This is a genomic window from Streptomyces sp. NPDC089799, from assembly GCF_040684755.1.
Classification (GTDB): Bacteria; Actinomycetota; Actinomycetes; order Streptomycetales; family Streptomycetaceae; genus Streptomyces.
In genome coordinates this window covers 18,050-36,212 of record NZ_JBFBGR010000045.1, presented here as the reverse complement: position 1 = coordinate 36,212, position 18,163 = coordinate 18,050, and the positions used below count along the sequence as shown (strand labels likewise).

Genomic DNA, 18,163 nt, shown 5'->3' with positions numbered 1-18,163 from the left:
GCCCCACCCGTGAGGAGGCGGCAGCCGCCATGCCCCGTACGGTGCTCATCGTCATCGACATGCTCAGCACCTACGCGCACGAGGACGCCGAAGCCCTGGTCCCGTCCGTCCGCAAGGCGCTCCCGGGGATCGTGACGCTGCTGGGCAACGCCCGTGCCGGCCCGTCCCCGGTCATCTACGTGAACGACAACTTCGGGGAGTGGCGTTCTCACCACGGGGAGATCCTGCGGGCCGCCCTGGCAGGGCGCCACGCGGACTTGGTGGAGCCGATCGCCCCCGACGGCCAGTCGCTCTTCGTGGTCAAGGCGCGGCATTCGATCTTCTTCGAGACGCCTCTGGCGTACCTGCTGGGCCAACTCGCTGCAGAACGGCTGGTCCTGTGCGGACAGGTGACCGAGCAGTGCGTGCTGTATTCCGCTCTGGACGCCCACATCCGGCATTTCGGAGTCGTCGTGGCGGAGGACGCGGTCGCCCACATCGACGCGGATCTGGCCGAGGCGGCCCTGCGGATGATGAGCCTCAACATGGCGGCGGAGATCCGCACGGTGAACGACATCGCCTTCGACACTGACCGGCCCGGTCAGTCCGGCCCGGTCAGGCCGGCTGGGGGTGCAGCAGCACCTTCGTCCAGCCGTCGGCCCGCCGGTCGAACCGGTCGTAGGCCTCCGCTGCATCGTCCAGGGGCAGTTCGTGCGAGGTGATCACGCCGGGGTTCGCCCTGCCGTGGGCGATCATGTCGCGCAGGCGGCGGTTGTAGCGCTTCACGGGACACTGCCCGTGTCCCATCGTGATGTTCTTGTCGAAGACGGTCCCGTAGTCGAAGGCCACACGGCCTTCCTTCGCTCCCTCTTCCGCAGCGCCGTGGTCCTGGGGGACGTAGACGCCCACGACACCGATGCGTCCGGTGGAGCGGACCGCCTCGACCAGCCGGTCGAGGACCATCTCGGGATGCTCGTGCCCGGCGGCGTCATGGGCCTGGTAGCCGACGGCCTCGATCCCGCAGTCCACCCCGACACCCCCGGTGGCGTCGCTGATCACCTCGACGGGGTCGGTGCCGGAGAAGTCGATGCCGGTGGCTCCCAGGGACTCGGCCGGCACCACCCGGTCGGCTTCCCACTCGGTTTCGCGCGCAGACATGCCTGGGTCCAGCCGTCGTTGCAGTTGCGGGACGTCCCGCACGAGATGTTGAACGGCACGGACACCCGGTCGCCGACCGACACGCGCTCCACGCCCGGTCCAGTTTCGACGACCACGCCCATGTTCTCGTGGCCGAGGACCATTCCCTCGTCGAGGGGCGCCCGCCCCTCGTAGGGGTGCAGGTCCGACCCGCAGATGTTCGCGGTGGTGATGCGGACGATCGCGTCCAGCGGCTCCTCGATGCGCGGATCCGGCACTTCCTCGACGGCAACCCGGTACGGGCCCTGATAGACGACGGCCTTCACGACGCCTCCTCCTCCGACACTGCGTCAGCCCCCCCGCGCCCCGCACCGACGGGTGCCCGAGCGCCCGGTGGTCGGGGGTGGGGGGCGGGCCCGGCTTCCCTCCCCGGCCTGCCGCATCCGCTCACGGGCAGCGCCTGCCCGCCGCTCCGGAGCCGAAACGGCCGGGGCGGCCACACGTGCGGTTCGCCGCTGCGCAGCGGAACCGCGTGCGGGCCCCGGAGGCCGTGACGGCTCCGGGGCCCGCTGCCGCCGGCGGGGTGCTGTTCCCGGGGAGGGCGGTCAGAAGCGGCCCAGCGGCGCGTCGCCCCAGTAGCCGCCGATCTCGCGGTGGTGGTCCGGGTCGCCGAGGTCCCTGTCGCGGACGAAGTCCGGCGAGCTCTTGACCTGTTGCCGGGTCAGGCCGACGTACACCTTCTCCTCGGCGGTGTCGATGCGGAGGATGGTGCCGGCGGGAAGGAGTACGTCCCTCCCGAAGATCCACGGTCCGGTGTCGACGACGATCCACGAGGCATCGGTCTCGTCGGAGTGCTTGTCGACCTTGCCGATGGTGCCGTCGACGGCCTCCACCGCGTAGCCGGTCAGGTCGGTTCCTTCAAGACGGGCGACGGTGAGGCGGTAGGCCCAGACGTTGTCGGTCATCGTGTGGAATCCCTTCTCGCTGCGTCTTCGCTTCTTCCTTCGGGTGTGCTGCTTCCCCGGGTCTGCCTACTTCGGCTCTGTTCGCCCGGTGCCGGGCCGGCCGCGCCGGCCGCGGGCCGGATGGCCCCTGGTCAGGCTGTGGACGAGGACGCCCAACGCGTAGGAGAGCAGGAGCAGATGGAGCCAGAGCGGCCCCGGCGGGGCGGCGTCGGCGAGCGGTGTGAACGGGATCGCTGTCATGCAGCGCGCCTGCCCCCGGTCCGGCGGCGCGACACACCCCGGTTCGGGAACGGCCGGGCACCGGCGCCCGGCCCCGGACGTTACGCCGGGCTGCCGGCGGCAGGGTCGACCACCGGGGCTGCCGCCGAGTCGACCACCGGGTCGACCAACGGGGCGGCAGCCGAGTCGGCCACCGGGGCCGTCAGGGGGGCGGCGAGGTAGGCCAGCAGTCCGGCGATCTCGCGGTCGGCCTCCGCGGGATGGCGGAACCGCGCGCCGGGGGCGACGACGTAATGATTGCGCCGGCCGTCCCGGGTCCGCGTCAGGTACCCGTCGGCCTGCAGATCGGTGACGATCGCCTGCACGGTGCGCTCGGTCAGGTCGCAGGTCGCCGCGATGTCGCGCAGCCGGATCCCGGGGTCGCGCGCGATGGTGATCAGTACCCGCGCGTGGTTCGTCAGGAAGGTCCAGCGGCTCCGGCGGGACGCCGTGCCGGGCGTGCTCTCGTTCTCCACGCTGGCATTCTTGAGTGCTGACTCGTGAAAAGCAAATCCAGAACTGTTTTTCCGGTATCCCTTGACGTGTGTCCGTGGTCCCGGCAGGGTTCAGGGAAGCGGAAGCCGACTTCCGCATGACTGGACGATCACGCAACGCGCCGCAAGCACCCGTGCCCAAGGAGCGAAGACGATGACCCTCACGGCGACCCTCACGGCCGCGACAGATGTCCCGGCCCAGGCAGCACACCAGGCCCCGGCCCGGGCGACAGCAGCGACGGCGGCACCGGCAACGGCAGAGACGACGGCAGCGACCACGGGCACCGCCCCCACCGGCGGAGCCGGACACGCCTCCGTGCCGGCCGGGCTGCCGGAAATCGCCTGCCCGCGGGAACTGTCCACCTCCGACGCCCGCCGCCTGACCCGCGTCTTCTTCGAACGGCTGCGGAGCCTGGAGGAAGGGACCCGGGAGCGCCAGTACGTCCGCAACACCCTGATCGAGATGAACGTCTCGCTGGTGCACTTCGCCGCCCGCCGCTTCCGGGACCGCCCCGGCGGCCCCGAGTACGAGGACATCCTCCAGGTCGGCACCATCGGGCTGATCAAGGCCATCGACCGGTACGACCCCGACCGGAACACGCAGTTCACCACGCTCGCCCTGCCGTACATCACCGGCGAGATCAAGCGCCACTTCCGCGACACCACGTGGGCGGTCCGCGTCCCGCGCCGCCTGCAGGAGATGCGCGTGCAGCTGGCGAAGGCCACGGAGGAGCTGACCTCGCTCCTGGACCACGAACCGGCCCCCGCGGAACTCGCGGCCCATCTGGACCTCACCGAGGACGAGGTCCGCGACGGCCTGGTCGCGGCCAACGGATACTCGACCCAGTCCCTCGACGCGCCCCAGGAGGCCGGCGCCGGCGGCGGCACGCAGTCGGCGCTCCCGGCCGGCCGGTCAACGCGCTCCCTCGCCGACACCCTGGGCGACGTCGACCCGGCGCTCGAATCGGTCGAGGACCGGCACGCCCTCGCGCCCCTCCTCGCCGACCTGGACGAGCGCTGCACCCGCATCCTGGAACTGCGCTTCGGCCGGGAGATGACCCAGGCGGAGATCGGCGCGGAGATCGGCCTCTCCCAGATGCACGTCTCCCGCCTGCTGAACCGCACCCTGGGCGCCCTGCGCGAGGAACTCCTCCACGCCTGACCCGGCGCCCGCGTTCCCCGTTCCCTTACCTCCGAGGAGTCATGAACAGCCTTCTCCGACTGTCTGCCGTCATGGGCGGCGCGATCCTGCTCACCCTCGCCGCAGGCTGGCTCACCGACCTGCTCCTGCGCCGGGCGGACGCCCGTCACCCCGAGACACCCCTGTGGAACCTGCTGCGCCGCTGCGGCCCGTCCGTACGCGTCCTGCTGCTCACGGCCGTGCTCAGCGGGACCTACCGGCAGACCGGCTGGCTGCCGCTGCGCGAGCACGAGGCGGCCGTGGGCCGGATCCTGACGCTGGTGCTCATCGGGGCGAGCGCCTGGCTGGTCGTCCGCGTCACCTCCGCCGTGGTCGAGTCCACGTACGCCCGCTACGCCTCGGGCACCCGCGAGCCCTCCCGGCTCCGCCGCGTCCGTACCCAGGTGACCCTCGTCATGAGGATCGTCACCGCCGTCGTCGGCGTGATCGCCGCGGCCGCGATGCTGCTCACCTTCCCCGCCTTCCGCGCCGTCGGGACCTCCCTGCTGGCCTCGGCCGGCATCCTCGGCATCGTCGCCGGCGTGGCCGCGCAGTCGACCCTCGGCAACCTCTTCGCCGGCTTCCAGATCGCCTTCGGCGACATGGTGCGCATCGGCGACACCGTGGTCGTGGGCGGCGAGTGGGGCGTCGTGGAGGAGGTGACGCTGACCTTCCTGGCCGTCCGCACCTGGGACGAGCGCCGGATCACCATGCCCGTCTCCTATTTCACCGGGCGGCCCTTCGAGAACTGGTCGCGCGGCGGGATCCAGATGACCGGCACGGTGTTCCTGCACTGCGACCACACCGCCCCCGTCGCCCTGATGCGCGAGAAGCTCAAGGAGATCCTCGACGGCTGCGGGGCGTGGGACGGCCGCGGCTGGGACCTCGCGGTCACCGACACCACCCCCACCACCATCCTGGTGCGGGCCATCGTCACCGCCAAGGACCCGGACGACCTGTGGACCGCCCGCTGCGCGGTACGCGAACAACTCGTCGCCTGGCTCGCCGAGAAGCACCCCTACGCCCTGCCGCGGGTCACCACGTCCACGGCCGTCCCCGCACCCGGCGACGGCCCTGCGCAGGAGGTGTTCCGCGAGGTCCGGGCGGGCCGGACACACCAGGGATGACCACCACGAGCCCGAAGAGAACCCGGAACCCAGGAACCCGGGAACCCGGGAACCCGGAAGAGAGGATGCGGCACATGCCGAACGTGACACGTCTGCCCGGGCGGGCCGACCACCACTGGCTCTGGCAGGAGGACGCCGCGTGCAGGAACCTCGGCACGGAGCGGTTCTTCCATCCCGTGGGGGAGCGCGGCGAGGCACGCTCCGTACGGGACCAGGCGGCCAAGGAGGTCTGCGCCCTGTGCCCGGTCCAGGTGGAGTGCCTGCGCCATGCGCTGCGCGTGGGCGAGCCCTACGGAGTGTGGGGCGGCCTGACCGAGACGGAACGGCGCGACCTGGAGGTACGCGCGGCCGGCTGACACCCGGCCGGCCCGCGGAAGCACGGGCCTGCGGGCCGAACACGGCTCGCAGGCCCGCCGCTCCGGGGAGCACTCAGTGCTTCTTCGGGTCCTCGGCGTTGCGCCAGACGGTGAGGTCCACCGTGATGTAGTTGCTCGCGTCCTTGGAGTCCGACTTGCCGCGGTACGTCAGCACGGCGATGTGTCCGGCGTCGCTGAGCACGCAGATCTCCGACCCGTCGGTGAGCTGGTCGAGGCCGATCTTCTCGGTGTAGCGGGTTTCCGAGCGGCAGGTCTCCAGCGAGCCCTTCTGCGCGTTGTTCAGCACGACCAGCTTGCCGTTGCTGGTGCCGACCTGCTTCGAGCCGAACAGGGTGTCGTAGTAGAAGTAGAAGTCGGCCGAGTTGTACATCACGCCTGCATTGCCGCCCGTGGTGGGGCGCGGCGGGTTGTCGGCGAGCATGATCTGGTAGTTGGCCGTGATGTCGATGCCCTGGTACGAGGCGGGGGCGGGGTCGGGACGCTTCTGGTTCTTGTTCTGGGATCCGGAACTTCCGGTGGCGGGAGTGCCGCCGGGCGACGTCGCCCCGGTGCCGGTGCTGCGGTCTCCGCCGGCGCTGCTCTTGGCGTCCTTGTCGGAGCCGTCCGGCAGCAGGGAGCCGATGACCGCCAGACCAATGACCGCACCCACGACCGCCCCCGCGATGATCAGCCCCTTGGACCGGGCGCGCTGCGGGACGGGCGGATGGCCGGTCTGGTGGAACGCCGACTGCGCGGGGTAGCCGGGCACCTGTCCGGCTGCCGGCGGAACCGGGTAGCCGGGGGCCGGTGTCGGGTAACCGGGGGCAGGGGTCGGGTAGCCGGGGGTCTGGTAGCCGGGGGCAGGGGTCGGGTAGCCGGGAGGCGGCGTCTGATAGCCCGGCGGGACCGCGCCGGGGACTGAGCCGGAGGCCGGCACCGCACCGGGCACCGCACCCGGGGCCGGGACCCCGCCCGGGGCCGTCGCCGGGGCCGCCGGTGCGGCCTGCGTCGGCGCGTAGGCGGGGGCCGGGGGCTGCGCAGGAGGCGCGGCCGGCTGCGGCGGCGCGGACAATTCCGTCGGGGTGGGCGCGGCGGGGGCCTGGGGCGGCGGGGTCTTCGCCGGCTCCGGCAGCTTCAGGCGCTCGGTGATGGAACCCACGACCGCCTTGGGGAGCCAGTCCTCGCCCTGGCGCAGCGGCTCGGGGGAGAGGCCGTGGCACATCTCGATGACCTCGGTCAGCGAGGGCCGGCCGTCGGGGTCGCGGCTGAGGCAACGGGTCACCAGGGGCCGCAGCTCCTCGGGCAGTGCACTGAGGTCGGGGTCCTCGTGCACGATGCGGTAGAGGATCGCGTGCGAGTTGCCGTCGCCGTAGGCGGGTGCGCCGATTGCGGCGAAGGCGATGATCTGGCCGAGGGCGAAGACGTCGGTCCGGGCGGTGACGGTCCCGGCGGACGCCTGCTCGGGCGCCATGAACGCGGGCGTGCCCACACTGACCCCGCTGCTGGTCAGGGACGTGGCGTCGGCCGCGCGCGCGATGCCGAAGTCGATCACGCGGGGGCCGTCGGAGGCGAGGAGCACGTTGCCGGGCTTCAGGTCGCGGTGCACGATGCCCGCGCCGTGGATCACGTGCAGCGCCTCGGCGACGCCGATGGCCAGCAGCAGGACGCTGCGCAGCGGCAGCCTGCCGTGGCTGCTCACGGCGTGCGCGAGCGAGGGGCCCGGGACGTACGCGGTGGCCAGCCACGGCTGCCCGGCCTCGGTGTCGAAGTCGATGACGGGCGCGGTGTACAGGCCCTGCACCCGCTGCGCGGCACGCACCTCCTGCTGGAAGCGCCGCCGGAACTCGGGGTCCTCGCTGAACTCGGGCCGGATCACCTTGAGGGCCACGGGCCGTCCGCCCAGCGTGTACGACAGGTACACCTTGCCCATGCCGCCGGAGCCCAGCACGGCCGCCAGCCGGTAACCGCCCACGGTGGCGGGATCGTCCTGCCCGAGCGGCTGGAACAGCCCGGCCGCCGGATTTGTGCCACTCATGAAAAAACCGTCCCCCATCAGGTAGTTCAAAGCCGGCCGACGCCCCGAAGCCAACCGGGGGAGAGAGTATCCAACTCCCGGAGGCGCCGCGGGCGAGGCCCGCGCACCTGCGCCGCCGGCGCCCCGGGGCCGGTGGTGTTGAATGGGACCCGCGGCGCGGGCCGCCTGCCGCCCCGTTCCGCCGAAAGGTGTTCCACAGGGGGAGGGCGCAGCGATGACCGCGGACGTCACGGGCGGCGTGCCCATACGGCTGGCCGGCTACCGGGACCACTTCAATGCGCTCTTCGCCGACTACTTCGACGCGCTGGCACAACAGCGGCCGTCCCGCAGCGTGTTCGTCCCCGAGGCCCTGGAACTCGTACGCGACATGTCGTTGCGCGGCGGGAAGCGGCTCCGGGTCGCACTCCTGCACGAGGCAGCGCGACTGGTGACCCCCGATGCCGTCCCGGGACTGGACGAGGCCGCACTGAGCATCGAACTGCTCCAGACGCACGGGCTCATCCACGACGACATCATCGACGACTCGCCCCTGCGCCGCGGTGCGCCGTCGGTCCACCACGCCTACCGCAGCAGGTACCCCGACCGTCCGCAGACGGCCCTGGGGCTGGCGGTCCTGGCCGGGGACCTGGCCGCGTTCCTCTCCGTGCAGGTGCTGCTGACCGCCCCCGTGCCGGCCGGCCTGCGCCAGGCGATGGCAGCCGTACAGGCGACGGCCGGGGCCGACACGGTCATCGGACAGGTCCTCGACCTGGAACGCGACTTCGGGCCGCCCCCCGGCCGGGAGGCGCTGGACACCGTGTCCGACTACAAGAGCGCCCGCTACTCGATCCTCGCCCCGCTCCGGCTCGGACTGCTCGCCGCGGGCGAGGACCCGGCCGCCCACGATCACGAACTCGCCCGCTACGCCCGCCTGGTCGGAGTCAGCGGACAGATGCGCGACGACTACCTCGATCTCTTCGCGGACACGGCCGTGACCGGCAAGGAGGCCGGATCCGACCTGCGCGAAGGCCGCCGCAGCTACGCGGTGTGCGCGGTCCTGGAGGCGACGACCGGAGAGGAACGCGCGCTGGTGGAATCCGCGCTCGCCGAATCCGGCTGCACACCGGAAACGGTCGCGCGGATCCAGGACCTCGCCCGACGCCACGGCGTCGACGAACGGCTGCGCGGCGACATCCGGCGCAGTGCCGAGGAAGCGGCCGCGGTCGCGGCGGGCTGGCGGCCGAGGTGGCGGGCCGAAGCCGTCGACTTCTTCCGGCAACTCCCCTTGTGGGCCTCGCAACACGTCGGCTGACCGGCCGCGGGCGACACCGGCCGGACGCCGTGCACCCGCTGCCCGACACGGTGTGCCGACGGCCGCCCCCCGCCGACCATGAGCCGACCCCGGCACCGACCCCTGCCGACCCGCACCAGGAGAGGACCCGAACCCCATGTCCATGTGGCCTTCGATCGTCGCGGTGGTCGGCACCCTCGCCGGCGCCCTGACCGCCGGAATCCTCCAGCACCGCGCCGCCGTCACCGCCCGCGCCGAGCAGCGCGCCGACGCCCACCGCCAGGACCGGCTCGGCGCCGTCACCGACTTCGCGGCAGCCCTGGACGCGCACCGTTCGGCGATGTTCCACCGGGAGCGCCTGGCCCTGATCGAGGCCGGCACCGAGCACCGGCTGGAAGCCCAGACGAAGTCCCACGACACCCGGACGGCGATCACCGTGCCCCACGTCCGCCTCCAGGTCCTCGTGCCCGAGCTGGCGGGCCCCGCGCAGCAGGCCGCCGATGCCACGTACGCCCTGCGCGGTGCCGACGGCCGGGCCGAGCTGGACACCCTGCGCCGTACGGCGAAGGAGGCGACCGCGGCCTTCATCACCGCCGCCGCCGCGCTGCTGAACCCGCAGCACCGCTGACGGTGGCAGGGGACGGGAGGGCAGGCACGGACACACGCGGCCGGCCATCGCGACCCCTCCCGTACCCGGTTCCGCCCCCGGCTCCCGCCCCTGCCCCGGGTCCGGGGATGCGGCCGCTCAGCCCCGCAGACCCGCCTGCCTGAGCGCCAGTGCGGCCAGGTCGCCGATCGCCCGCTCGTCCCCCCGCCGCCACGCATCGGCGAGTCCACCCGCCGGCACCGGGACCGAGGCCAGGTCCTTCACCGGCCCGGTCAGTGCCCGCAGCGCCAGCAGATCGGCACCGCCGGGGGCCTCGTGCAGTTCGCGGATCCGGGCGCTGCGCCGGATCCAGCGCACGCGCGGGGGCAGCCAGAGGACCAGCACCAGCCCCACGGAGAAGACGATCAGGGCGAACGCCGTCAGGTCGGCCACCCGGCCCACCACGTCCTGCATCGACTGCCCGGCATCGGACAGCCCCTGGCCGGCCTCGGCGGCGGACTGCAGCGGCCGCTTCAGGACACCCCCGATCAGCGGTACGTTCGACGCCGCGTCCCCCGCATTGCCGAGGCCGGAGGCGAGGCTTCCGCCCGCGTCCTCCACTTTCCGCCCCGGCTCGGCCAGCAGCATGATCCCCTCGTGGACGGCCAGTGCGAAGCGCACCGCCAGGGCCACCAGCACCAGGGCCGTCAGATCGGCCAGCACCTGCCGGCAACGACGTGCTCGGGTCTGGGCGTAGAGCTGCATCGGCGTCCTCCTCTTCCGGCGGCATCAACGGACGAGACCGGTCGGTCACCGACCCGGGAGGCGCGACGGCCGTGACGGCACGCCGTGCTCCCCCCGCCCGACGGTACGTGGTCACCTCCCCCTCCGGGCGGCTCCCCATGCCGGTGCACCTTCCTGCCGCACCGGCCCGGCCGCGGCAGGACCGGGCCACGGCCGCGCATGCGGGGCAGGGTCACGGCCGCGCATGGGGGCCACGGTCACGGCCATGCAGGGGCTCCACCTCCACGGCCACGCATGCGCGCCACCTCCACGTCCACGCCTACGTCTGCCGCTGCGGTGCGAGCCGTTCGACCGCCACCAGCGCCGCGTCATCGCCGAGGTGCCCACCCGCGTACGCCTGCAAGTCGGCCCGCAGATGGCCGAGCAGGGTCGGCGGGTCGTCCTCGGCCCAGGCCGTGAGCCGCTGCGCCAGGGGGTAGAAGGCGCGCGAGCCGTCGCGTGCCTCGACGACCCCGTCCGTGTAGAGCAGGAGCACGTCGCCGACGCCGAAGGGGAAGGTCTCCACCGTCATCTGCGGGGACAGGACGTCCGACAGCCCCAGGGGAGGACTCGCCTCGCCCGTGTCGAGGGGGATCACCCGCCCCGCTCGCAGGAGCAGGGGCGGCGGGTGCCCGCAGTTCACGAGCCGGACCACCGGCTCGTGGTCGGGGATGTCGAGCACGAGCGCGGTGACGAAGGCCTCGTCCGTGTGGCCGGCCTCCGCCCGGTCGCCGGCGCCGGCTCCCGGCCCCGGCGGACCGTGGTCGTCCTCCGCGGAGCCGACCCCCGCCTCGAGGTGGCCGACCAGGTCGGGCAGCTCCTGCTCGCGGCGCGCCGTGACCCGGAAGGCGCCCAGGACGAGCGAGGCCTCGCTGATCGCATCGAGACCCTTTCCCCTGGCGTCCCCGATCAGCAGCCGGGTGCCGGACGCCGTACGGACCGCCGCGTACAGGTCCCCTCCCATCTGGGCCTCTTCCTCGGCGGCCAGGTACACCGAGGCGATGTGCAGCGGTCCTGCCCGGTGGGGGAGCGGGCGCAGTACGACGCTCTGGGCGGCGTGGGCGATGGAGCGCAGCCGCGTGACCGTGCTTTCGTCCCGCTCCCGCAGATATGCGAAGAAGGTCGCGATGACCGAGATCAGGACCAGCGCGACGATCTGGTAGGTGTGGTTGAGGTCCGTGAGGTTCGTCCGCGCGACCGCCACCACCGACTGGGCGGCGACCGCGTCCGCACCCACGGCGGCCGTCGTACGCGGCCCCGCGAACGAAGCCGTCACCGCGGGCGCGGCGATCAGGAACGGACCCAGGTGGACTTCCGGCGGAGACAGGACGTCCACCACGGTGACCGCCGCGATCAGCGCCAGGGGCGCGGCGAGCAGGAGCCGTCCGCCGCGCCGGGGGAGGCGGGGGACCAGTACGCGCCGGCGGAGACCCATGGGTAAGGCCTACATCAGGCGGCGGGGCATGTCCCGTTGCCCGGCCCACGGCGCGGCAGGCCCCACGGGGAACCGCGAGGACCCGCGAGGACCCGCGCCGGAGCGTGGCGACACGGCGTGTCCCCGATCGGGCCGGAACCCCGTCGGCCGGCGTGTCGGTCGGTGAACGGGGCGGTGAGCGGGTCGGTGAACGGGGCGGTGAGCGGGTGCGCGAGCCGGCCGGCGAACGGGTCGGCGAACGGGCCGGTGGGTGGGTCGGCTAAGGCACGGGGAACGGCCGCAGGACCATGAGCGGGCCCTCCGGGGCCGCCACCATGGCGAAGGGAAACCGGTCGAGCTCGAGACAGAGCGCGACGTCATCGGGATGGACTCCCTGACGGACCCCCTCCGTCAGCTCGGAGGCGGCCCGCGACGCGGCGGCGCGGTCGAGGTACCCGGCCGCGTCCGTGCCGGCGCCCGCCGCCCTGCCGGCGATGTACTGGGCACACGCCAGATCTTCGTCGGCCCGGCCGTCCTCGCCGGTGACCACGAACGTGACCCTGTCGCACTCGCGCGTCCGAAGGAGCCGGGCCGTGGCCTCCGCCACCACGAATCCGGCGCACAGCACCAGTGACGCGTCCTTGACCGCAAGGGCGCCGACCGTTCCCGCCGTCGTCTTCTGCACGACGGTCCGTCCGCCGAGGTCGGCCGATCGCAGCATCCCCGGCGAGTTGACGAGGTCGAACCCGGGCGCCGGAGCACCGTCCTTGAGCGTCACCCAATCCGGGTGGCGGGCCTTGAGCGCCAGGGCAGCCTCCGGCGAATCCGCAAGGACGATCTTCTCCGCCCCCTGGGCGAAGGCCCAGGCGGCCACCGTGAAAGCCCGCATGACGTCGACGACGACCGCCACGGACGGGACTTCGACCAACTCATCCATGCCGAGGAAACGCGAGTCCATCCCCTCATGATCGCGTACGCCCGCCCGGCGGAGGAGGCCGGGGCCACGGACGGCTCCCGGTCCCCGGCGCATCGATCCGGGCTCCGCGGGTAGGAGCGCCGTACCGGATGCGACCCTGGCCACCAAGGCTGCGACGGGGGCCGCATCCGGCCGCTCACCGTCGGCAGCCGGCACCCCCGGCCGGCGCCCCCGGCCGGATCCGAGGCTAGGCTCCGGGGATGGAACGAGCTGAGATCCTGAAGCGAGTGATCGGCATCCTGACGGAAGCCCAGGAAATCCGTCGTGCCGTGGAAGCCGGTGAGGACGCAGAGGGATCGGAGCTGGAATCGCTCGCGGTCACACAGATGCTCAACGAGATGCTGCCGGCCGTCAGCGTGCCGGCCGATGCCACTCCGCACGAGGTGGCCCGCCTCTTCGCCCACGCTCTGGGCCCCGCTCTGCAGACCATGATCTCGGGCTTCACCCTGGCCTACACCAGCCTGGCCATGGCCCACGACGGTGGCCGGACCGACGTCTCCTCGGTCGAGGTGCTGCAGACGCTGGCCCTCCAGGTGGAGGCCGGACTGTTCGACGAGGGCTCCTGACGGGTCGGCCGGCGGCATCGACCGGCGGCGTCGACCGGCGGTGTCCGAACGAGCGGCGTGCGCAACGACGGCCGCGGAAACGGCCTGTCCACGGCACGGAGTTGACTCCCGCCCTGCGGTTGGGTAACCCATGACCGCGTGAGTCGGTCCACGACCACCGCCGACGTGATGCACCGTCCGGTGCCCACGTGAAGCACTGACGGAGAGAGAGCGATGAGCAGCGAACTGGAACGGCCCGAGATCGAAGCACCGCGTGGCGCGGCGCCCGAGTACCTGGACATCACCGACCTCGTGGTGGGAGACGGTGACGAAGCGGTTCGGGGCAGCACCGTCGAGGTGCACTACGTCGGGGTGGCCCACTCCACGGGCGCCGAGTTCGACGCCAGCTGGAACCGGGGCGAGACGTTCTCCTTCACGCTCGGCGAGGGCAACGTCATCAAGGGCTGGGAGATGGGTGTCAAGGGCATGCGGGCCGGCGGGCGCCGCAAGCTGGTCATCCCGCCGCACCTCGGCTACGGCAACCGCGGCGCCGGCAGCGCCATCAGGCCCGGCGAGTCCCTGATCTTCGTCGTGGACCTGATCGCCGTGAAGTAGCGGGCCCACTCCCGCCCCCGTGCTCTGACCGCCCGGACCGGACGGTCGGAGCCGGACGGCCTGAACCGGACGGTCGGAGCCGGACGGCCTGAACCGGACGGTCGGAGCCGGACGGCCTGAACCGGACGGTCGGAGCCGGACGGCCGGAACCCGGCGGTTGGAGCCGGACGGCCTCCCCACCGCCGGTCAGCGGCGCCGGGCGATCGTCACGCCGTCGCGTACCGGCAGCATCACCGCGTCCACCCGCTCGTCGGCCGCGATCATGTCGTTCAGGCGCCGCACCGCCACGTGGTGCTCCTCCCCGTAGGCGGGGTCGAGGACGCGGCCGCCGAGGAAGACGTTGTCCAGTACCACCAGCCCGCCGGGACGCAGCCGGCGCACGATCTCCTCGTAATAGGCGGGGTAGTTGCCCTTGTCGGCGTCGATGAAGGCGATGTCGATCACCGGCTCCGCGTCCAGGGCGCGCAGCGTATCCAGTGCGGGGGCGACGCGCAGGTCGATCCGGTCGGCGACGCCGGCGCGCTCCCAGTACGGTCGGCCGATCGCGGCCCACTCCTCGCTGATGTCGCACGCGATCAGCCGTCCGCCTTCCTCCAGGCCGCGGGCGATGCAAAGGGCCGAGTAGCCGGTGAAGACGCCGATCTCGACGGCCAAGCGGGCGCCGGTCAGCCGGGTCAGCATCGTCAGCAGTGCGCCCTCGTCCGAGGAGACCTGCATGTGCGCGGCATCGGCGGCGGCCTCGCGGGTCGCGACGGCCAGCTCGCCGAGTACGCCGTCGACCGGCGTGTGATGGGCGAGCAGGTACTCGCCGACGACGGGGGCCGTGGGCTCCAGCTCGCCGCCGTCGATCGCGGAGGTCCACTCGACGGCGAGTTCCTCCTGGGTGGCGAAGCGCACCAGGTGCCGGGTGATGACGTCCTGGACCCGTGCCAGCGACGGGGCGTCGACCGCGGTGGCGGTGAGCTCCAGCCGATCCGCCATGGGGCTGAGGGTGCAGGTCCCGGAAGTGAGGGTGATCGTTCCGCGGCCGTCGGGTGCGAGTGTGGCGGCAACCTTGTGGCCCATGTGCGAGACGAGCTGCTTGACGTAGCGGGAGGGGCGGGTGGTGGTGACGCGGGCCGTGGCGAGGGGCATCGGACTCCTGTGGATTCCCGGGGTTAAGTGGCGAGAATTCCCGCCACTTGCTTCGTGGAGGATTGTGGGGCCGCCGCGGCGGAGTTGTCAAAAGTGTTTATTTTCGTGGACACTTTCGCCATGGCAGAAGATCAGGCCCCCGTGCACGGGAGCGATGCCGACGAGGACGAGCGCCACGGTGACCGGCACCGCCGCGATGAGCGTCGCGGTGACGACTCCCGCCGCGATGAGCAGGACCACGATGACCAGGACCACGATGACCAGGACCGCGATGAGCAGGACCGGCTCGTGCTGCGCGCGCCCGAGCAGTTCAAGGCCCTCGGGCACCCGGTGCGCCACCGCATGGTCAACGTGTTGCGCCAGCGTCCCGCGACGCTGCGCCAGCTCGCCGACGTCCTGGGGATGAGCAAGGGCACGGTCGGCTACCACGTACGGGTACTGCGCGAGGCCGGACTGGTCCGGCTGGCCGAGACCCGTCGGGTGCGCGGCGGTACCGAGCAGTACTTCGCGCTGGTCAGCCGCGGCTTCGAGGTGCCCGAGGACGCGTTGGTCGGGCCGGAGTTCCTGATCAACGCCGCACTCGGCGAAATGCTGCCGGCCCGACCCGGTGAGCCCACGCACACCGAACTGCGCCACCTCTGGCTCACCGAGGCCGAGGCGCACGCTCTGCAGGGCCGGCTGACCGCCATGGCCGAAGAGCCGCATGCGGCCACCGACCGCGCGAGCGCCACACCGTACGGACTGCTGGTCAGCCTCTTCCGTGCCGACGTCCCCAGCCTGCCACCGGACGACGAGGGTTGAGGACGAGCACTGACGACGAGCGCCGACGGCGAGCACTGACGACGAGTCCTGCCGCCGGCCCGGAGCGGCCCGGCGGCGTCGGTGCAATCGGGGCGTGCGGAAATGGATCACCGCGACGCGCTGTTGTCAGGGACGTGTCTCTCGATCTTCAGCGGACCGACCAGGTCCACGCCCTGCTGGCCAACCGCTTCAGCCCCTACGCCTTCGACCCGTCCGGCCTGGTCGATGACCACGCCCTCCACCTGCTCCTCGAAGCGGCGAGATGGGCGCCCTCCGCGGGCAACTCGCAACCGTGGGGCTTCCTCCCCGTCAGACCCGGCGAGCCGGACCATGCACGGGTGGTGCCCCACCTCGCGCCCAGCTCGGCCCGGTGGGCGAAGGATGCGGGACTGCTCGTCGTCGCGCTGACCCGCCGGTACGTCGAGGACTCGGACATCCTCTACTCGGAGTTCGCCGACTACGACCTCGGGCAGGCGGTTGCCCACATGGGCCTCCAGGCCCAGGCGATGGGACTGGCCACGCACCAGTTCCGGGCCTTCGACCTGGAGGCCCTGGCCGCGGAGCTGCGCCCGAACCCCGGGTGGGAGATCGTTTCCATGATCGCGATAGGCAAGGCGGCCGACGAACCCCCGGCGCGCCGGGAGCGTCGCAGCGCCGTCGACCTCCGCACGGCACCCTGGTCGACTCCGCCGGCGTAGGCCCCCACGGCACGGCACGGCACGGCACGGCGCCGCACGGCGTGGCATGGCATGGCTGTGCGCCCGCCCACCCCCTGTGGCGACCGGCCGGATCCACGCGGCCCGGAACTGCGCGGCCCCGCCGGTTCGGCCGGCAACAGCCCTATGCCAAAGCGGAGTTCTGCTTCGCCAACAGCTCCAGCAGCGTCGCCCGGTGGAGGGCGGCGACCGGCTCGACGAGGTCGGGGTGGCGCAGGAAGGGTGCGGCGTGGCGTTCGCGCTCGCCGGGTCGCACGAGACGGGTGACCTCGCCGACCAGGCTGCCGTCGACGAGGTGCCGGGCATCGACGGCGAGTGCGGCGTCGGCCAGGAGGCAGGCGGCCCAGCTGACCACGGTTTCGTCCACCCAGGTGCGCCAGGCGCCGTCCTCGGGGTCCTGACCGGCGCCGGTCACCCAGTCCAGTCGGGCGCTTCCGCCCGGCCCGAGAAGGTGCAGCAGCTGTACGTCGAGCGCGGTCGGGTAGCGCAGACCGGCGGCGAGGGTGACGGCCTGCCTGGCCTGGGCCTCGGCGAGGGCCTGGCTGAACGCGCCGGGGGCGGGCGGGAAGGCGGTCAGCAGCCAGCGGGTGCCGGCGGCCATGACGGGTGCGAGATCTGTGGACACGGCGGCTTCCTCGGGAGCGTGCTCGCCCTGCCCGTACCGGGCCGCGAGCGGCGGCTACGCGAAGCTGCGCCGCTCCGCTCGTGGCCGACCAGTGTGGCACGGAAACCCGGCGGCCCGAGTGACGCACGTCGCCTGTCGCCTGTCGCCTATCGCCTGTCGCCTGTCGCCCGCTCGGCGCCGGCGTCGGCCCCCGGTGGGGTGATCGACACCGGCGGGGTGATCGACACCGGCACCCTGCGGTTTTCCGCAGGGTGGGCCGGGCGGGAAACCGGACCGGCTCGGGCGGCCATCCTCATACCGTCCCTGAGCTGCGGTTTCCATCATGAAGGGCAGAGGGGCGGACAGCCCCGGACGTACGGATCGCGCCCTGTTGCGCCCCACCACCCTTTCCCGGAGGCCACACCATGCACCCTCTCCTCCTCGCTGCGCTGCCCCAGCAGCCCGCCGACGGCTTCGCCGGCTGGGCCGCAGACCTCGTCGACACCATGGGCGGCCCGGGGGCGGGACTGGCCATCGCCCTGGAGAACCTCTTCCCGCCGCTGCCCAGCGAGGTGATCCTGCCGCTGACCGGCTTCGCCGCCGGGCAAGGCGTACTCAGCCTCGTCTCCGCCCTGTTCTGGACCACGCTCGGCTCCGTGGTGGGCGCGCTCGCCCTCTACTGGACCGGCATGCTGTTCGGCCGCGAGCGGATGCACGCGATCTGGGCCAAGCTCCCGCTCGTGAAGGCGTCCGACCTGGAACGCACCGAGCAGTGGTTCGCCCGGCACGGCACCAAGGCGGTCTTCCTCGGCCGGATGGTGCCGATCTTCCGCAGTCTCATCTCCGTGCCGGCCGGGGTCGACCGCATGCCGTTGCCGCTCTTCCTGATGCTGACCGCGCTGGGCAGCCTGATCTGGAACAGCGTCCTCGTGCTGGCCGGCTACTGGCTGGGCGACCGGTGGGACGTGGTGGAGACCTACGTCGGCATCCTGTCCAAGGCAGTCCTGGTGGTGGTCGTGGCGGCCGTGGGCGCCTACCTGACCGTCCGGCTGCGCGGCCGCAGCCGCGCCGCCCGCCACCGCCGCACCCCGTGACCGCGCCGCACCCCGCGACAAAGCCCCACCCCATGCCCGCGCCGCACCCCGTGACGCCCCACCCGGCACCCGCCAAACGATCTTGCCCGGCCCG

The 18,163-nt window shown here is 72.7% G+C and carries 19 protein-coding genes and 2 pseudogenes; 11 read left to right on the top strand and 10 right to left on the bottom strand.

Annotated features, from left to right (window positions below; translation table 11 throughout):
• Positions 1 to 29 precede the first annotated feature (29 nt).
• Positions 30 to 542 (top strand): annotated as a pseudogene (locus AB0O36_RS33150) (isochorismatase family cysteine hydrolase); the annotation flags it as partial.
• Between the two features lie 52 nt (positions 543 to 594).
• On the opposite strand, the pseudogene AB0O36_RS33145 reads toward AB0O36_RS33150, so the two are convergent.
• From AB0O36_RS33145 to AB0O36_RS33130, 4 genes and pseudogenes are all read right to left on the bottom strand, one after another.
• Positions 595 to 1,442, bottom strand: a pseudogene (locus tag AB0O36_RS33145) (alcohol dehydrogenase catalytic domain-containing protein).
• Between the two features lie 279 nt (positions 1,443 to 1,721).
• Positions 1,722 to 2,081, bottom strand: coding sequence for a PRC-barrel domain containing protein (locus AB0O36_RS33140; protein WP_365116746.1), 360 nt, complete (start codon positions 2,079 to 2,081; stop codon positions 1,722 to 1,724).
• 66 nt (positions 2,082 to 2,147) lie between these two features.
• Entirely contained in the window at positions 2,148 to 2,321 is a 174-nt protein-coding gene (locus AB0O36_RS33135) for a hypothetical protein (RefSeq protein WP_365116744.1), read from the bottom strand.
• 80 nt (positions 2,322 to 2,401) lie between these two features.
• On the bottom strand, positions 2,402 to 2,815 hold the full coding sequence (locus AB0O36_RS33130; RefSeq protein ID WP_365116741.1) for a helix-turn-helix domain-containing protein: 414 nt from the start codon (positions 2,813 to 2,815) through the stop codon (positions 2,402 to 2,404).
• A 172-nt stretch (positions 2,816 to 2,987) separates the two neighbouring features.
• Here AB0O36_RS33130 and AB0O36_RS33125 point away from each other — a divergent pair, with 172 nt between their 5' ends.
• The 3 genes from AB0O36_RS33125 (at position 2,988) to AB0O36_RS33115 (ending at position 5,496) form a co-directional block, all read left to right on the top strand.
• Positions 2,988 to 3,995: a SigB/SigF/SigG family RNA polymerase sigma factor gene (locus tag AB0O36_RS33125; protein WP_365116738.1), complete on the top strand. Its 1,008-nt coding sequence runs from the start codon at positions 2,988 to 2,990 to the stop codon at positions 3,993 to 3,995.
• 41 nt (positions 3,996 to 4,036) lie between these two features.
• On the top strand, positions 4,037 to 5,140 hold the full coding sequence (locus AB0O36_RS33120) for a mechanosensitive ion channel domain-containing protein (RefSeq protein ID WP_365116735.1): 1,104 nt from the start codon (positions 4,037 to 4,039) through the stop codon (positions 5,138 to 5,140).
• A gap of 74 nt (positions 5,141 to 5,214) precedes the next feature.
• Positions 5,215 to 5,496 carry a WhiB family transcriptional regulator gene (locus AB0O36_RS33115; protein WP_365116733.1) on the top strand — a complete coding sequence of 94 codons (282 nt, stop codon included), beginning with the start codon at positions 5,215 to 5,217 and terminating at the stop codon, positions 5,494 to 5,496.
• 73 nt (positions 5,497 to 5,569) lie between these two features.
• Here AB0O36_RS33115 and AB0O36_RS33110 read toward each other — a convergent pair whose 3' ends face one another.
• A complete protein-coding gene (locus tag AB0O36_RS33110) occupies positions 5,570 to 7,531 on the bottom strand; it encodes a protein kinase (protein ID WP_365116731.1) in 1,962 nt (653 codons plus the stop codon).
• Positions 7,532 to 7,745: 214 nt separating this feature from the next.
• On the opposite strand from AB0O36_RS33110, the gene AB0O36_RS33105 reads away from it, so the two are divergent.
• Both AB0O36_RS33105 and AB0O36_RS33100 read left to right on the top strand, forming a co-directional pair.
• Positions 7,746 to 8,822, top strand: a complete 1,077-nt coding sequence (locus tag AB0O36_RS33105) for a polyprenyl synthetase family protein (protein WP_365116729.1) — start codon at positions 7,746 to 7,748, stop codon at positions 8,820 to 8,822.
• A 136-nt stretch (positions 8,823 to 8,958) separates the two neighbouring features.
• Positions 8,959 to 9,429, top strand: coding sequence for a hypothetical protein (locus AB0O36_RS33100; RefSeq protein ID WP_365116728.1), 471 nt, complete (start codon positions 8,959 to 8,961; stop codon positions 9,427 to 9,429).
• A 117-nt stretch (positions 9,430 to 9,546) separates the two neighbouring features.
• Here AB0O36_RS33100 and AB0O36_RS33095 read toward each other — a convergent pair whose 3' ends face one another.
• The 3 genes from AB0O36_RS33095 to AB0O36_RS33085 all read right to left on the bottom strand — a co-directional run bounded on the left by AB0O36_RS33095 (position 9,547) and on the right by AB0O36_RS33085 (position 12,542).
• Positions 9,547 to 10,152 (bottom strand): hypothetical protein, encoded by a 606-nt coding sequence (locus tag AB0O36_RS33095; protein ID WP_365116727.1) that lies wholly within the window; start codon positions 10,150 to 10,152, stop codon positions 9,547 to 9,549.
• A gap of 298 nt (positions 10,153 to 10,450) precedes the next feature.
• On the bottom strand, positions 10,451 to 11,605 hold the full coding sequence (locus tag AB0O36_RS33090; protein WP_365116724.1) for a PP2C family protein-serine/threonine phosphatase: 1,155 nt from the start codon (positions 11,603 to 11,605) through the stop codon (positions 10,451 to 10,453).
• A gap of 259 nt (positions 11,606 to 11,864) precedes the next feature.
• Entirely contained in the window at positions 11,865 to 12,542 is a 678-nt protein-coding gene (locus AB0O36_RS33085) for a 2-phosphosulfolactate phosphatase (RefSeq protein WP_365116721.1), read from the bottom strand.
• Between the two features lie 218 nt (positions 12,543 to 12,760).
• On the opposite strand from AB0O36_RS33085, the gene AB0O36_RS33080 reads away from it, so the two are divergent.
• Together AB0O36_RS33080 and AB0O36_RS33075 are read left to right on the top strand one after the other, a co-directional pair.
• Positions 12,761 to 13,126, top strand: a complete 366-nt coding sequence (locus AB0O36_RS33080; protein ID WP_365116719.1) for a hypothetical protein — start codon at positions 12,761 to 12,763, stop codon at positions 13,124 to 13,126.
• Positions 13,127 to 13,339: 213 nt separating this feature from the next.
• Positions 13,340 to 13,720 (top strand): FKBP-type peptidyl-prolyl cis-trans isomerase, encoded by a 381-nt coding sequence (locus tag AB0O36_RS33075; RefSeq protein ID WP_365116718.1) that lies wholly within the window; start codon positions 13,340 to 13,342, stop codon positions 13,718 to 13,720.
• A gap of 186 nt (positions 13,721 to 13,906) precedes the next feature.
• Here AB0O36_RS33075 and AB0O36_RS33070 read toward each other — a convergent pair whose 3' ends face one another.
• Complete coding sequence (locus AB0O36_RS33070) at positions 13,907 to 14,854, bottom strand: DUF2218 domain-containing protein (protein WP_365116715.1); 948 nt, start codon at positions 14,852 to 14,854, stop codon at positions 13,907 to 13,909.
• 120 nt (positions 14,855 to 14,974) lie between these two features.
• Here AB0O36_RS33070 and AB0O36_RS33065 point away from each other — a divergent pair, with 120 nt between their 5' ends.
• Both AB0O36_RS33065 and AB0O36_RS33060 read left to right on the top strand, forming a co-directional pair.
• The gene (locus tag AB0O36_RS33065) at positions 14,975 to 15,655 is read left to right on the top strand and encodes a winged helix-turn-helix domain-containing protein (RefSeq protein WP_365116713.1); all 681 of its coding nucleotides are present in this window, start codon (positions 14,975 to 14,977) and stop codon (positions 15,653 to 15,655) included.
• A 134-nt stretch (positions 15,656 to 15,789) separates the two neighbouring features.
• Positions 15,790 to 16,353, top strand: coding sequence for a nitroreductase family protein (locus tag AB0O36_RS33060; RefSeq protein WP_365116710.1), 564 nt, complete (start codon positions 15,790 to 15,792; stop codon positions 16,351 to 16,353).
• A gap of 142 nt (positions 16,354 to 16,495) precedes the next feature.
• Here AB0O36_RS33060 and AB0O36_RS33055 read toward each other — a convergent pair whose 3' ends face one another.
• A complete protein-coding gene (locus tag AB0O36_RS33055; RefSeq protein WP_365116708.1) occupies positions 16,496 to 16,996 on the bottom strand; it encodes a hypothetical protein in 501 nt (166 codons plus the stop codon).
• A gap of 404 nt (positions 16,997 to 17,400) precedes the next feature.
• Between AB0O36_RS33055 and AB0O36_RS33050 the strand changes: the two genes are divergently transcribed.
• Positions 17,401 to 18,069, top strand: a complete 669-nt coding sequence (locus tag AB0O36_RS33050) for a DedA family protein (RefSeq protein WP_365116706.1) — start codon at positions 17,401 to 17,403, stop codon at positions 18,067 to 18,069.
• Positions 18,070 to 18,163 lie beyond the last annotated feature (94 nt).

Bases quoted from the DNA above. Each gene is read 5' to 3' on its own strand.
- AB0O36_RS33140 (WP_365116746.1), bottom strand. From the start codon at position 2,081: ATGACCGACAACGTCTGGGCCTACCGCCTCACCGTCGCCCGTCTTGAA.
- AB0O36_RS33135 (WP_365116744.1), bottom strand. From the start codon at position 2,321: ATGACAGCGATCCCGTTCACACCGCTCGCCGACGCCGCCCCGCCGGGG.
- AB0O36_RS33125 (WP_365116738.1), top strand. From the start codon at position 2,988: ATGACCCTCACGGCGACCCTCACGGCCGCGACAGATGTCCCGGCCCAG.
- AB0O36_RS33120 (WP_365116735.1), top strand. From the start codon at position 4,037: ATGAACAGCCTTCTCCGACTGTCTGCCGTCATGGGCGGCGCGATCCTG.
- AB0O36_RS33115 (WP_365116733.1), top strand. From the start codon at position 5,215: ATGCCGAACGTGACACGTCTGCCCGGGCGGGCCGACCACCACTGGCTC.
- AB0O36_RS33110 (WP_365116731.1), bottom strand. From the start codon at position 7,531: ATGAGTGGCACAAATCCGGCGGCCGGGCTGTTCCAGCCGCTCGGGCAG.
- AB0O36_RS33105 (WP_365116729.1), top strand. From the start codon at position 7,746: ATGACCGCGGACGTCACGGGCGGCGTGCCCATACGGCTGGCCGGCTAC.
- AB0O36_RS33100 (WP_365116728.1), top strand. From the start codon at position 8,959: ATGTCCATGTGGCCTTCGATCGTCGCGGTGGTCGGCACCCTCGCCGGC.
- AB0O36_RS33095 (WP_365116727.1), bottom strand. From the start codon at position 10,152: ATGCAGCTCTACGCCCAGACCCGAGCACGTCGTTGCCGGCAGGTGCTG.
- AB0O36_RS33090 (WP_365116724.1), bottom strand. From the start codon at position 11,605: ATGGGTCTCCGCCGGCGCGTACTGGTCCCCCGCCTCCCCCGGCGCGGC.
- AB0O36_RS33085 (WP_365116721.1), bottom strand. From the start codon at position 12,542: ATGGACTCGCGTTTCCTCGGCATGGATGAGTTGGTCGAAGTCCCGTCC.
- AB0O36_RS33080 (WP_365116719.1), top strand. From the start codon at position 12,761: ATGGAACGAGCTGAGATCCTGAAGCGAGTGATCGGCATCCTGACGGAA.
- AB0O36_RS33075 (WP_365116718.1), top strand. From the start codon at position 13,340: ATGAGCAGCGAACTGGAACGGCCCGAGATCGAAGCACCGCGTGGCGCG.
- AB0O36_RS33070 (WP_365116715.1), bottom strand. From the start codon at position 14,854: ATGCCCCTCGCCACGGCCCGCGTCACCACCACCCGCCCCTCCCGCTAC.
- AB0O36_RS33065 (WP_365116713.1), top strand. From the start codon at position 14,975: ATGGCAGAAGATCAGGCCCCCGTGCACGGGAGCGATGCCGACGAGGAC.
- AB0O36_RS33050 (WP_365116706.1), top strand. From the start codon at position 17,401: ATGCACCCTCTCCTCCTCGCTGCGCTGCCCCAGCAGCCCGCCGACGGC.